The organism is Kaistia sp. UC242_56, assembly GCF_044452255.1.
Classification (GTDB): Bacteria; Pseudomonadota; Alphaproteobacteria; order Rhizobiales; family Kaistiaceae; genus Kaistia; species Kaistia defluvii_A.
Map to the genome: position 1 here is coordinate 520,021 of NZ_JBIOAN010000001.1, position 13,485 is coordinate 533,505.

The following is a 13,485-nucleotide window of genomic DNA, read 5'->3' on the forward strand; positions in this document are numbered from 1 at the left end:
GGCATTTGGCCGCTCCGGCGGGCCGGGAAATGCCGCGAGAATCGGATCTGTTCCGGTGGGATCGCGTCTCGTTCAAAGGAATGGCAGGAGTGGGTAAAGCGGTGAACGGCGACGTGTCGACACAGTGGCCGGGTCGCACGGCTGCCATCCTCTCGACCGTCGGCGAAGTCGTCTATCGCTGGACGCTGGACGACGACCGGATGGAATGGGGCGGCGACGCCGCGGCCCTGTTCGGCCTCGCCACGGCCGATGCGCTGAGCACCGGCACGGCCTTTGCCGAACTGGTCGAGGAGCCCAGCCCGTTCGCGCGCCAGGAGGCGCTGCTGAGCGGCATCGATACGGGCGACGGCGTCCCCTACCAGCTCGAATACGCGCTGCGCCCGGCCGGACCGAGCGGCCCGACGCTGTGGATCGAGGATACCGGCCGCTGGTATGCCGACGACCGCAAGAACGCCGCGCGCGCCGAAGGCGTGCTGCGCATCATCAACGAACGCCATGCGCGCGAGCAGCGCCTGTCCTTCCTGTCGCGCCATGACGACGTCACCGGGCTATACAACCGCTCCTACCTGCTCGACCTGCTGGACGAGGCGATCGCCAGCTCGCAGCGCCATGGCACCTCGGCGGCCTTCCTCGTCATCGCGATTGATGATTTCCACCTGATCAACGACGCCTATGGCTATCGTGCCGGCGACCGGGTTCTGGCCGCCGTGGCGCGGCGCATCAAGGGACGCCTGCGCGACAGCGACGCCATCGGCCGCTTCTCCGGCCATAAGCTCGGCCTCATCCTGATGAACTGCGACGAGCACGAAATGCCCTTCGCGGCCGAGCGCTTCCTCTCCGCCATCCGCGACGACGTGGTCGCGACGCCTGACGGCGCCGTTTCGGTGACGATCTCGGTCGGCGGCGTCTCGGTTCCCCGCCACGCGCAGAATCGCGACGAGGCGATGGAGCGGGTGCAGGAGAGCCTGGGCTTTGCCCGCGACACCGGCCGCGGCCGCTTCATCGCCTTCGCACCCTCAGCCGAGCGCGAGGCGGAGCGCCAGTCCAACATCGCCCTGTCGCAGCAACTAATCGGCGCGCTGTCGGAGCAGCGGCTGCGGCTGGCCTTCCAGCCGATCGTCGACATTCGAACCCGCAAGGTCGCGTTCCACGAGGCCCTGCTGCGGCTGGCCCAGCCGGACGGCACGATTGTCTCGGCCGGCCATGTGGTGCCGCTTGCCGAGCGCCTCGGCCTGTCGCGGCTGTTCGATCTGGCCGTGCTCGACCGGGTGCTGGAGACGCTGGTCCGCCATCCCGATGCGCATATCTCGCTGAACGTTTCGCCGGAGACGGCAGCCGGGCCGGACTGGCTGTCGCGCTTTGCCGATACGCTCGGCGAGCGTCCCGACCTCGGCAAGCGGCTGATCGTCGAGATCACCGAGACCAGCGCGATCCGCAGCCTCGACGAGACGGCCTATTTCATCTCGACGATCCACGATCTCGGCGCCCGGCTCGCGATCGACGATTTCGGCGCCGGCTTCACCTCGTTCCGCAATCTGCGCGCGCTCAAGGTGGACATCGTCAAGATCGACGGCAGCTTCATCGCCACTCTGCCCCGGAGCCGCGACGACCAGATCTTCGTTCGCCGCCTGGTCGAGCTGGCGCATGATCTGGGGATCGAGACGGTCGCCGAATGGGTGCAGGACGAGGAAACGGCCGAGATGCTGGCCGCCTGGGGCGTCAGCCGCATCCAGGGTCACCTCTGCGGCGCCGCAAGCCTCGATCTGCCTTGGAAATGAGGGGCTGAGTACTAAGGCCAAGTAAGGCCCTCACCCAACCCTCTCCCGCAAGCGGGCGAGGGCCTTTCCTGCGGAGCAGCTCTTCCGACAGTCCAGTCACGACGCGCCCCCTCTACCGCTTGCGGGAGAGGGTTGGGGTGAGGGTCTTGCGGTCCCTACCCTGCGAAGCGGTTCATGCCCTCGGCGAGTCGGATGTCGAACGCGGTCACGCCGTCGACGACATGCGTCGCCAGGGTCACCGTGACGGTGCCGTAGACATTGCTCCATTCGGGATGGTGGTTCATCCGCTCGGCCAGGAGCGCCGAGCGCGTCATGAACGCGAAAGCCTCCTGGAAATCGCCGAATTTGAAGACCTTGGTGATGGCGTCGCGGCCCTCGACCGAACTCCAGCCTTCAAGTTTTGCCAGCGCCTCCGCGCGCTCGGCGGCTTCCAGCTTCTGGATCATGGCCGCGCCTCCACGAACTCGGCCAGCGGATAGCTCTCCTCGATCACATAGGGTCCGCCGCCGGTCGACGCCTTGGAGGAGAACAGCACGAAACGTGTCACGTGAAACGCCGCCGCGAAAAGGCCGCCGCCACGCACGGCGAGATAGGCGGCGACGTCGCGATGCGGCGTGTTGCGCAGTCGGGCCAGCGTGACATGGGGCGTGTATTTGCGCCCTTCGGGCGGCAGGCCGATCCGCTGCAGGATCCGCTCATGCTCGGCCTGCAACTCGCTGAGCGCGCGAGACGTCGCGATCCGCGCCACGACCGAATGCGGCTTGGCGGTGCCGAACGAATCAAGCGCCGAGAACTGCAGGTCGAATTCGCGCCGCCGCACCCGCGACAGCGCGTCAGCAACTTCATCGGCGGTTCGATCGTCGATATCGCCGATGAAACGAAGCGTGACGTGGAAGTTCTCCGCGTCGATCCAGCGCGCGCCGGGAATGCCGCCGCGCAGGAGCGAAAGCCGTTGGGCAAGGTCGGCCGGGATCTCGAGACCGGTGAACAGGCGCGGCATGATCGCCCTCCTCTATCGGTGGGACGGAAGATCAGGTTCGCGGTTTGCCGGTCGGCTGTAAAGCCCTTTCCCCCTGCAGCCGCCGCCTGTCTCAAGGGCAGGGATTGCCGCGCCACTGATGGACCGCGTCGATCTTCTCCTCCAGTTCCGGGCTGATGGCGACATCCGCCGCCGCGATATCCACCTTGAGTTGCTCCATCGTCGTGGCGCCGATGATGTTCGACGTGACGAAGCAGCGGGTGGTGGCGAAGGCGATGGCCAGCGTCGCCGGGTCCATGCCGGCTTCGCGCGCGATGGCGATATAGGCATCGATCGCCTCTTCCGCGCCGGGCGTTTCATAGCGATCGCCGCGCTTGAACAGCGTCGTGCGGGCGCCGGCCGGGCGCGCGCCCTTCTGGTACTTGCCGGTGAGATAGCCCTGCGCCAGCGGCGAATAGACCAGCAGGCCGACCTGCTCGCGCATCGCCACCTCGGCGAGGTTCACCTCGAAGGTGCGGTTCAGCAGGTTGTAGGCGTTCTGGATCGAGACGACGCGCGGACCCTTGCCGGCCTCGGCGGCTGCGACAAAACGCGTCGTGCCCCAGGCGGTCTCGTTCGACAGGCCGACATGGCGCACCTTGCCCTCCTGCACCAGCTCCTGCAGCGCACCGAGCGTCTCCTCGATCGGCACCTCGTCTGCCGCCGGCTCGGGATGGCGGTAGATGGTCGGGTTGGAGCCCCAAAGCGTCACGTGCCGGTCGGGCGAATGCAGCTGGTAGAGATCGATATAGTCGGTCTGCAGGCGCTTCAGGCTCTTCTCGATCGCGTCGCGGATATGCGCGCGCGAAAGCGTCGGCTTGGCGCCGTCGCGGAACCAGGTCAGGCCGTTGCGGCCGCACACCTTGGAGGCCAGAATGACCTTGTCGCGATTGCCCCGCGCCTTCATCCAGTTGCCGATGATCCGCTCGGTCGAGCCCTGCGTCTCCGGCTTGGGCGGGATCGAGTAGAGCTCGGCGGTGTCGAGGAAGTTGACGCCCTGCTCGAAGGCGTAATCCATCTGTTCGTGGCCTTCGGCCTCGGTGTTCTGCTGGCCCCAGGTCATGGTGCCGAGGCAGATGGAGGACACCCGCAGATCGGTGCGTCCGAGCGAACGATATTCCATGACGAGAGCTCCGAGAGATTGGGCACGGCAAGCCGGATGGGCGATGGCCGGATGCGGATGGGCAGGAAGGCGAAGGGTGGGGCGTGCGGAAGACCGGTCAGCGCTTGGCTTGCGCGACCAGATCCTCCACGGCGGGAAGGATTTTCTCGACGATGATCGCAATGCCGCGGGCGTTGGGATGCATCCCGTCTTCCAGCAGCAGGCCGGGATCGGCGACGACCCCGTCAAGGAAGAACGGATATAGCATCGCGCCGTGCTTGGCGGCCAGATCCGCATAGAGGCTGTCGAAGCGCTGGGCGTAGTCCGGCCCCAGATTGGGCGCAGCGCGCATGCCGGCAAGCAGCACCGGCAGCTTGCGTTCGCCGAGCCGGGTCAGGATGGTGTCGAGCGCCTGCCGCGGCACGGCCGGATCGAGGCCGCGCAGCATGTCGTTGGCGCCGAGTTCGACGATCACCGCCTCTGCATCCGGGCCGACCGACCAGTCGAGCCGGGCGAGTCCGCCGCCGGCCGTGTCGCCGGAAACGCCGGCATTGACGACTGCGACATCAAGTCCCTTCGCCGTCAGCGCCTTTTGCAGCTGATCGGTGAAGCCCTCGCCGGGGCCAAGCCCATAGCCGGCGGAAAGGCTGTCGCCGAGCACGACGAGGCGGATCGGATCGGCCACGGCCGGGCTCATGAAGAGAGCGAGAAGCGAGATTGCCAGCGCCAGGGTCTTTTTCATCGGTACTTTGCCACCATATTGAGCCGAACGCGCCGCGATCGGCAGGACGCCGGCGTTCTCGGCTTCCTCCGTACGACGAGCCTGCCCGTCGCACGATATAGGGTCTGCGCGCGTGATTGATACTGTCCCGAACCATTCCGATGCCGTCATTCGGCTTTCTTCCGTCGAACTGGCGCTCGGAGCGGGAGCGGCGCGCGTCCATATTCTCCGCAACGTCTCCCTGACGATCGAGGCCGGCGAAAGTGCCGCGCTGGTCGGCCCCTCCGGTTCCGGCAAGTCGACGCTGCTGATGACCATGGCCGGGCTGGAGCGCGTCGACCGGGGCAGCGTGCGGGTCGCCGGCACCGACCTCGCCGCCCTCAACGAGGATGGGCTGGCGCGGTTCCGCGGCCAGAATGTCGGCATCATCTTCCAGTCCTTCCACCTGATCCCCAACATGACGGCGCTGGAAAACGTCGCCGTGCCGCTGGAACTGGCCGGGCGCCGCGACGCCTTCGAGCGCGCCGCCGAGGAACTGAAGCTGGTCGGGCTCGACCACCGGATGAACCACTACCCGTCCGCGCTTTCCGGCGGCGAGCAGCAGCGCGTGGCGATCGCCCGCGCCCTTGTCGCCCGTCCGGCCATCCTGTTCGCCGACGAGCCGACGGGCAATCTCGACGAGACCACCGGCCGCGAGATCGCCGACCTCCTGTTCAATACCTGCGCCGAGCGTGGCACCACGCTGGTGCTGGTCACGCATGACAATGCGCTGGCCGCCCGCTGCGACCGCATGATCCGCATCCATTCCGGCGTCATCGATCCGCGCCAGGCCAGTGCCGGCGCGGTTCGGAGCGCGGCGGAATGACGACCTCCACCTTGCCGCTGCCGCTCCGTTTCGCGCTGCGCGAATTACGCGGCGGCCTCAAAGGTTTCCTCGTCTTCCTGGCCTGCATCGCGCTCGGCGTCGCGGCGATCGCCGCCGTCGGCTCCGTATCGCGCGCCATGACGGACGGCCTCGCCCGCCAGGGCCAGGCGATCCTCGGCGGCGACGTCGCCTTCACGCTGGTGCAGCGGCAGGCGTCGCCGGAAGAACGCGGCTTCCTGGAAAAGCATGGCACGGTTTCCGAGATCGGCTCGCTGCGCGGCATGGCGCGCCTGGCGGACGGATCGGACCAGACGCTGGTCGAGATCAAGGCCGTCGACAGCGCCTATCCGCTCTATGGCACGCTCAAGGCCGGCGAGGCCGTCGATGCGACGGCGGCGCTGAATGCCGGCAGCGCGCTGGCGGATCCGGAGCTGTTCACCCGGCTCGGCGTCAAGATCGGCGACGTCGTGCAGGTCGGCACGGCCAGGCTGACGCTGGCGGGCGAGATCGCCGACGAACCCGACAAGCTCGCCACCGGCCTCGGCTTCGGGCCCCGCCTGCTGATCTCCAAGCCCACGCTCGACAGCACCGGCCTCGTCCAGCCGGGCAGCCTCGTGCAATGGACCTACCGGCTGCGCATGCCGGACGGCGCCCCCGACAGCGCCGTGGTCGACCTCGTCGAGGCCGCCAACAAGGCGCTGCCCAAGGCGGGCTGGCAGGTGCGCAGCCGCGACGACGCCTCGCCCGGCCTCAAGCGCAACATCAGCCAGTTCGCGCAATACCTGACGCTGGTCGGCCTCGCCGCCCTGATCGTCGGCGGCGTCGGCGTCGCCAATGCGGTCGGCGCCTTCATGGAGTTGAAGCGGCCGGTGATTGCCACGCTGCGCTCGCTCGGCGCGGCCGGTGGCCTGGTCACCCGGCTCTATCTGATCCAGATTCTGCTGATCGCGCTGCTCGGCGTGGTCATCGGCCTCGCCATCGGCGCGCTGGTCCCGGTGGTGGCGCTGCAATTCCTGGCCGACGTGCTGCCGGTCGGCGCCGAAACCGGCTTCTATCCGACCGCGCTCGGCTATGCCGCGCTCTATGGCCTGCTGACGGCGCTGACCTTCGCGCTGGTGCCGCTCGGTCGCGCCGGCGACATCGCGCCGACCGCGCTGTTCCGCGACGGCGCCGCCTTCGGCAAGATGCGGCCCCGCCTTGCCTTCCTGATCGCGGCCATCGTCTCGGCGGCGGCGCTGGCGGGGCTCGCCATCCTTCTCGCCTATGATCGCCGCATCGCCTTCTATTTCGTCATCGGCGTCGCGGCTTCCTTCCTGATGCTGCGGCTCGTGGCCTGGGCCGTGACGGCGCTCGCCCGCCGCGCGCCGCGGTTGGCCTCGACCGAATGGCGGCTCGCCGTCGGCAACATCCACCGCCCCGGCGCGCTGACCGGCTCGGTCGTGCTGTCGCTCGGGCTCGGCCTCACCGTGCTGGTGACGATCGCGCTGATCGACGGCAATCTGCATCGCCAGCTGACGCAGTCCCTGCCCGACCGCGCGCCGAGCTTCTTTTTCCTCGACGTGCAGAATGCCGAGGCCCCGGCCTTCATGGATTTCCTCAAGAAGGAGATCCCGGATGCAACGGTCGAGAGCGTGCCGATGCTGCGCGGCCGCATCGTCGCCCTGAACAAGACCCCGGCCGACCAGGCGACGCCGACGCCCGAGGTTGCCTGGGTGCTGAAGGGGGATCGCGGCGTGACCTTTGCCGCCACCATTCCGAAGAATTCGCGGCTCTCCGAAGGCGAATGGTGGGCGGCCGATTATGCCGGCCCGCCGCTCGTCTCGATGGAAGCGGGCGTCGCGCGCGGCCTCGGCCTCAAGACCGGCGACACCGTCACCGTCAACGTGCTCGGACGCGAGATCACGGCGACGATCGCCAATCTGCGCGAGGTCGAATGGGAAAGCCTGGCGATCAACTTCGTCCTGGTGTTCTCGCCCTCGGCCTTCACCGGCGCGCCCTACTCCGTGCTCGCGACCCTTGCCCATCCCGGTGTCGCCGATCCGGCGGCGGAGGCGAAGCTGATGCGCAACGCCGGCACGGAATTTCCCTCCGTCACGGCGATCCGGGTCCGCGAGGCCCTCGACCGCATCTCCTCGATCCTGGATCAGCTGATGCTGGCAATCCGCGTCGCCTCGTCGATCGCGCTGGCCGCGTCGGTGCTGGTGCTGGCGGGGGCGCTTGCCGCGGGTCACCGGCAGCGGCTCTATGATGCGGTGATCCTGAAGACCCTCGGCGCGACGCGCGGCCAATTGCTGAAGGCCTTCGGGCTGGAATACGGCCTGCTCGGACTGGCTACGGCGGTCTTTGCCGTGCTGGCCGGCTCGCTCGCCGCCTGGGGCGTCGTCGCCGGGGTGATGGGCCAGCCCTTCACCGTGTTTCCTGTGACCGCGCTCGCCGCCGCCCTGATCGCCGTGGCGCTCACCATCGGCCTCGGCCTCGCCGGCACGTGGCGATTGCTCGGCCAGAAGGCGGCGCCGGTACTCAGAAACCTGTAGTCGCACCCGTCCGCATCGCGTACGATTGTTCCACTTGGGCCGTGCTGGATCTCTTGCACGGATCGATCGGGGTGCCCATATCGCATGGGAACCCGAGGGCTTGCCGCCAGGCGGAACCGAAGAGGTTGGGACGCTCGGTGGCGGAAACGGGGGTTTCGCGGCGACGCAGCCGCGGATTTTTTATTTCGGAGAGGACTTCGATGGCAGATTTCGACAATCGCGTCTCACCGTTTGGCGCAGCGCGTGCCGAAACCGGTGTTATCGATCAGGGCCTGCGCAGCCATATGCTGCAGGTCTATAACTACATGGCGATCGGCCTGATGATCACCGGCGCAGCCGCGCTCGGCATCTTCAAGCTTGCCGTGACCAGCGACCCGTCCCAGGCTGTCGCGCAGATGCAGAATGGCCTTCTGCTGACCAGCCTCGGCAAGACGATCTACACCGGCCCGCTCATGTGGGTGCTGATGCTGGCCCCCGTGGGCCTCGTGTTCTGGCTCTCCTTTGGCATCCACAAGATGTCGACGGCAAAGGCTCAGGCCGTGTTCTGGGGCTATTCGGCCCTGATGGGCGTCTCGCTGTCCTCGATCTTCGCCGTCTACACGGCGCAGTCGATCACGCAGGTGTTCTTCATCAGCGCCGCCACCTTCGGCGCCATGAGCCTGTACGGCTACACCACGAAGCGCGATCTGACCGGAATGGGCTCGTTCCTGTTCATGGGCCTGATCGGCATCATCATCGCTTCGATCGTCAACATTTTCATCGGATCGTCGGCGCTTGGCTTCGCGATCTCGATCCTCGGCGTGCTGATCTTCGTGGGCCTCACCGCCTATGACACGCAGAAGATCAAGGAAATGTACTATGTCGGCGACGATGGCACGGTTGCCGGCCGCAAGGCGATCATGGGCGCGCTGACGCTCTATCTCGACTTCATCAACCTGTTCCTGATGATGCTCCGCCTGTTCGGCGACCGCCGCTAAGGCGCGATCGAGACCCCAATCGAAGGGCGCGGCCAAGGCTGCGCCCTTTTTTATGTGTTTTTTCGCGAGCGCGCGGCGAAGTCCTGGCCGCGCTGGAGCTCGCAGTATTCGAGTGCCTCGCCAATGTCTCCCCTCCCCGACGATCTCTACATCCGCCCGGCCTGCGTCAACGATCTGAAAGCGATCACCGGGATCTACTCGCACTGGGTGCGGTTCGGCACGGCGAGCTTCGAACTCGACCCGCCGGACGAAGCGGAGATGCGGCGTCGGCACGAGGTCCTGGTGGATAGCGACCACCCTTATCTTGTGGCGGAAGGCGGCGGGGAAATCCTCGGTTACGCCTATGCGGGGCCCTATCGGCCGCGGCCGGGCTATCGCTTCACGGTCGAGGACTCGATCTATCTGGAGCCCAAGGCGCAGGGGCTCGGCGTCGGCAAGCGGCTTCTGACGGAACTGATCGCGGCGGCCACCGTGGCCGGCTTCCGCCAGATGGTCGGCGTGATCGGCGATTCCAGCCACCAGGCCTCGATCCGGCTGCATGCGGCGCAGGGATTCCGGCTGGTCGGCATTTTCGAGAATGTCGGCTGGAAGCATGGCCGCTGGCTGGACAGCGTGCTGATGCAGCGCGCGCTCGGCGACGGCAGTGACGAGCCTCCGGCCGACTGATGGACAGCAGCCACAGGCGGCGGCGCTTCCCGAAAGACAGAGGCCTTAGCCCCGTTCGCGCGGCGTACCCTTCGCGAAGCGATTGCCCTAGCTCTGGACGACCTTGAGCTTGGTATCCAGCACAGCCAGAACCTGTCGCAGATCATGGCCGCGCTTCATGATGTAGCCGCCGGTCGCGATCACGGCGTAGGCGCCCTGGCGGTTGCGCAGTTCCGGATCCTTGACGACCTTGTAGAGCGGCATCTCGGACGAACGGCGGAAGATCGAGAACACCGCCTTGTCGCGCAAATGATCGATCGCGTAGTCGCGCCACTCGCCGGCCGCCACCATGCGCCCATAGACACGCAGGATCTCGTTCAGCTCGAGTCGGTTGAAAGCAATCAGGGGAACGGACTTCGCCGTCTCCGGTGGGATCAGCGACACCAGCGTGGCGCTGCCACCGGATCCCGCCTTGTCTTCACCTTCGCTCAATGGCGCCTCCTGCAGCGAGCCGCATTGTCATCGAGCGGTCATGATCGCTCCGTTCGGCCAAGCTGGCAAGGCGCGGCTCGTCCGCCGGACCAAGGAAAGACGCGACTCGCCGTTTCCAACGGGCCCGGACGAACCTCACGAAGCCGTGAAGGAGGCGTGTAAAATTCCTTTATTCCGCCCTTTTTCGGCCCGGCACCGGCCGCATTGGCCCGGCAATATCACACCATCGCTTCGAACGGTCCGGCTTGGCCAAGGCTTCGGAATTTCTCAGCCCCCCAGCCCCCCGGGGTCCTCAGTTGAGCCGGACCACCTTCGAAGTCAGTCAGTCGTCGAATTGCATTCCCCTCCCAAAAGGTTCCTGAGGTCGGCTCTGCCGGCCTTTTTCTTTGCCTGGACGCCAAGCGGGGGCCTCCGGCCTTGAAACTCGGCCGGCGACCGGCGATATCAGCGCCGCCCGCGTGAGCGACGACGCCCGATGGCGCCAGCCGCCCAGGCATCGACCTCGCGCCGGGACGCCGACAATACCGGAGAGAAAAGCGTGTCTGAAAACAAGCCCGCCGCCGAGACCCGCACGTTTGAGGCCGAGGTCTCGCGCCTGCTGCACATGATGGTGCATTCGGTCTATTCCAATCGCGACGTCTTCCTGCGCGAACTCATCTCCAATGCCGCCGACGCCTGCGAGAAGCTGCGTACGCTGTCCCTTTCCGATCCAAAGCTGATCGAGGGCGGCGATGCCTTCCAGATCGTCATCGAGGCCGACAAGGAAGCGCCGAGCCTGGTCATCGCCGACAATGGCATCGGCATGGACCGGCAGGAGCTGATCGACAATCTCGGCACGATCGCCCAGTCCGGCACCCGTGCCTTCCTCGAAAAGGCCGGCGACGGCGCCAAGGGATCGGCGCTGATCGGCCAGTTCGGCGTCGGCTTCTATTCCGCCTTCATGGTCGCCGACAAGGTTTCCGTCGTCTCGCGCAAGGCGGGCTCGGACGAGGCCTGGCGCTGGAGCTCCGACGGCAAGGGCGCCTATGAGATCGAGCCGGCGGATCTCGCCGATGCGCCGGCGCGCGGCACGCGCATCGTGCTGCATCTCAACCCCGACAATGCCAGCTACGCCGAGACCGACACGATCGAGCGTATCGTCACGGCTTACTCCGCCCATGTGCCCGTGCCGATCGTGCTGAAGCTCGCCGACGGCACCGAGGAGTCGCTGGCCGACGGCAGCGCGCTCTGGCGCAAGCCGAAATCGGCCGTGACGGAAGAGGAATACAAGGAATTCTATGGCCATGTCGGCGGCCGCTTCGACGAGCCGGCCGTCACGATCCATTACCGCGCCGAAGGGCGGACGGAATATTCCGTGCTGCTGTTCGTGCCGTCCTCGCGGCCGTTCGACCTATTCGAGCCGGAGCGGCAGGGCCGGGTGAAGCTCTATGTCCGCCGCGTCTTCATCACGGACGAGGCCGAGATCCTGCCGCCCTGGCTGCGCTTCGTGCGCGGCGTGATCGATTCGGAAGACCTGCCGCTCAACCTGTCGCGCGAGATGCTGCAGAAGAACCCGGTGATCGAGGCAATCGGCAAGGGCGTCACCAATCGCATCCTGGCCGATCTCGACAAGTTGGCGACCGACGATCCCGAGCGCTTCGTCAAGGTCTGGGAAGCCTTCGGCGCCGTGCTCAAGGAAGGGCTCTACGAGGCCCCCGACCGCCGCGACGCGCTGTTCAAGCTGGCCCGCTTCAAGACGACGACCGGCGGCGACAGTTGGCGCAGCCTGGCGGACATCGTCGCCGCCTTCCGGCCGAACCAGACGGCGATCTACTACGCGCTCGGCGACGACGCGGCGACGATCTCGGCCTCGCCGCATCTCGAAGGCTTCGCCAAGCGCGGCGTCGAGGTGCTGATCCTCTCCGACGCGGTCGATGCCTTCTGGGTGCGCACGGCGCTGGGCTTCGACGGCAAGCCGTTCCAGTCGGTGACGCAGGGCGCAGCGACGCTCGACCTCATCCCGGTGCTGGAAGCGGAAGCCGCCAAGGACAAGTCCAGCGAGGAGAAGCCGGCTTCCGAGGCAGCGCTCGCCGCGCTGACGCTCCGCCTCAAGCAGGCGCTGGGCGACAAGGTGGTCGAGGTGCGCGGATCGAACCGCCTGGCGACGAGCCCCGCCTGCCTGGTGTCGCCCGAATTCGGACCCGACCGGCAGTTGGAGAAGATCCTGGCGAGCCGCGACGGCGCCGGCGGCCGCTCGGCGCAGATCCTGGAGCTCAATCCCACCCATCCGCTGGTGGCCGGCCTCGCCGCCCAGGCAGCAGAGGGCGGAGCGGCGGCCGAGCGCGTCGACGCCGCGGCCCCATTGCTCTTCGGTCTGGCCCGCATCCTCGACGGCGAGGCGCCGGACGAGCCGGCCGCCTTTGCCAAGGCGCTGGCAGGACTGATGGAAAAGACGGTCGCCTGACGGCGACGCATGTCGTGACAAAAGAAAAGCGCGGGCACGTCCCGCGCTTTTTTCATGGAGATGGACGAACGCTGGGCCCTATCGAGCCCGCCCCGTCACCACTCCGCGCCTTTTTCCGAAAATGCGGCGCCGAGGATTTCGCCCGGCTCGCCATTCGCGGTTTCGGCCTGCAGCAGGATGGCGCAGCCATCGGCATTGGCCTGATGATACTCGCTCATCGGCAGGTCGACATCGACGGGTTCGCCGCGCCACATCGCGATCGGTCGAAGGCGGGTGACGACATTGTAGTAGCTCAGCGTGCGGTCCTGGTTCTCGCCCTTGCGGATCGGCACCGCGACCTGCCGCTTGTAGAGCGCCAGCCAGATCGTCGCCTTGCGCTCGCGCGGGATGGTGCTGTCCGCGGTCTCGCCGATTTTCACCCGGATCGCATCGCCGACCATGTCCATGCTGACGGGAACGGCCAGTGGCGGCTTGGTCTCGAGCGCGGCGTCGATCGCCGCCCGGTCGCTGCCGACGACGTGCGAGGTGCCGTTGACGATCATCTGCGGGGTGTAGATCTGCCGGTCGCCGCGGGCATTGGCATAGGCCTTCTGCCGGTCGGTGAATTCATGGCTGGCGAGCGTGTCCTTCCAGCCGAGATAGTCCCAGTAATCGACCGGCAGCGACAGCGCGACGATGTCCTGGCGCTTGGCGAAGTCCTCGAGCATCTCGTCGGCCGGGGGGCAGGACGCGCATCCCTGGCTGGTGAACAGTTCCAGCACCGCCGAAACCTTAGTGGGCCCCTGGGCCTTAGCCGCAAGCGCCGGGACCGCCAGCAGGCACAAGGCCGCCAGGATCCAGCTGGTTTTGGGATGGAACATGCGTGCAACTTATCCTGATCGCCGAGATCTGCCACCCGCGGTGGGTGCCA

The 13,485-nt window shown here is 67.0% G+C and carries 12 protein-coding genes; 6 read left to right on the forward strand and 6 right to left on the reverse strand.

Annotation, left to right across the window (positions count from 1 at the left end; genetic code table 11):
* The first annotated feature begins 89 nt into the window (after nt 1-89).
* Nucleotides 90-1,778 carry a GGDEF and EAL domain-containing protein gene (locus ACHMWQ_RS02425; protein ID WP_354554118.1) on the forward strand — a complete coding sequence of 563 codons (1,689 nt, stop codon included), beginning with the start codon at nt 90-92 and terminating at the stop codon, nt 1,776-1,778.
* Nucleotides 1,779-1,933: 155 nt separating this feature from the next.
* On the opposite strand, the gene ACHMWQ_RS02430 is transcribed toward ACHMWQ_RS02425, so the two are convergent.
* The 4 genes from ACHMWQ_RS02430 to ACHMWQ_RS02445 form a co-directional block, all read right to left on the reverse strand.
* Nucleotides 1,934-2,224 (reverse strand): 4a-hydroxytetrahydrobiopterin dehydratase, encoded by a 291-nt coding sequence (locus ACHMWQ_RS02430; RefSeq protein WP_354554119.1) that lies wholly within the window; start codon nt 2,222-2,224, stop codon nt 1,934-1,936.
* On the reverse strand, nt 2,221-2,778 hold the full coding sequence (gene thpR, locus ACHMWQ_RS02435) for an RNA 2',3'-cyclic phosphodiesterase (RefSeq protein ID WP_396306265.1): 558 nt from the start codon (nt 2,776-2,778) through the stop codon (nt 2,221-2,223). Before thpR ends, ACHMWQ_RS02430 begins: the two co-directional genes overlap by 4 nt.
* Nucleotides 2,779-2,869: 91 nt before the next feature.
* Nucleotides 2,870-3,919 carry an aldo/keto reductase gene (locus ACHMWQ_RS02440; protein WP_396306266.1) on the reverse strand — a complete coding sequence of 350 codons (1,050 nt, stop codon included), beginning with the start codon at nt 3,917-3,919 and terminating at the stop codon, nt 2,870-2,872.
* A gap of 97 nt (nt 3,920-4,016) precedes the next feature.
* Entirely contained in the window at nt 4,017-4,640 is a 624-nt protein-coding gene (locus ACHMWQ_RS02445; protein ID WP_396306267.1) for an arylesterase, read from the reverse strand.
* Between the two features lie 112 nt (nt 4,641-4,752).
* On the opposite strand from ACHMWQ_RS02445, the gene ACHMWQ_RS02450 reads away from it, so the two are divergent.
* The 4 genes from ACHMWQ_RS02450 (at nt 4,753) to ACHMWQ_RS02465 (ending at nt 9,661) form a co-directional block, all read left to right on the forward strand.
* Nucleotides 4,753-5,484, forward strand: coding sequence for an ABC transporter ATP-binding protein (locus tag ACHMWQ_RS02450; RefSeq protein WP_396306268.1), 732 nt, complete (start codon nt 4,753-4,755; stop codon nt 5,482-5,484).
* Entirely contained in the window at nt 5,481-8,018 is a 2,538-nt protein-coding gene (locus ACHMWQ_RS02455; RefSeq protein WP_396306269.1) for an ABC transporter permease, read from the forward strand. Before ACHMWQ_RS02450 ends, ACHMWQ_RS02455 begins: the two co-directional genes overlap by 4 nt.
* 200 nt (nt 8,019-8,218) lie before the next feature.
* The gene (locus ACHMWQ_RS02460) at nt 8,219-8,995 is read left to right on the forward strand and encodes a Bax inhibitor-1/YccA family protein (protein WP_354554128.1); all 777 of its coding nucleotides are present in this window, start codon (nt 8,219-8,221) and stop codon (nt 8,993-8,995) included.
* 123 nt (nt 8,996-9,118) lie between these two features.
* Complete coding sequence (locus ACHMWQ_RS02465; protein WP_396306270.1) at nt 9,119-9,661, forward strand: GNAT family N-acetyltransferase; 543 nt, start codon at nt 9,119-9,121, stop codon at nt 9,659-9,661.
* An 87-nt stretch (nt 9,662-9,748) separates the two neighbouring features.
* On the opposite strand, the gene ACHMWQ_RS02470 is transcribed toward ACHMWQ_RS02465, so the two are convergent.
* The gene (locus ACHMWQ_RS02470) at nt 9,749-10,132 is read right to left on the reverse strand and encodes a DUF2794 domain-containing protein (protein WP_354554131.1); all 384 of its coding nucleotides are present in this window, start codon (nt 10,130-10,132) and stop codon (nt 9,749-9,751) included.
* 538 nt (nt 10,133-10,670) lie between these two features.
* Between ACHMWQ_RS02470 and htpG the strand changes: the two genes are divergently transcribed.
* Nucleotides 10,671-12,575, forward strand: a complete 1,905-nt coding sequence (htpG, locus tag ACHMWQ_RS02475) for a molecular chaperone HtpG (RefSeq protein ID WP_396306271.1) — start codon at nt 10,671-10,673, stop codon at nt 12,573-12,575.
* Nucleotides 12,576-12,670: 95 nt separating this feature from the next.
* Here htpG and ACHMWQ_RS02480 read toward each other — a convergent pair whose 3' ends face one another.
* Entirely contained in the window at nt 12,671-13,435 is a 765-nt protein-coding gene (locus tag ACHMWQ_RS02480; RefSeq protein WP_396306272.1) for a DUF1223 domain-containing protein, read from the reverse strand.
* Nucleotides 13,436-13,485: the final 50 nt, after the last annotated feature.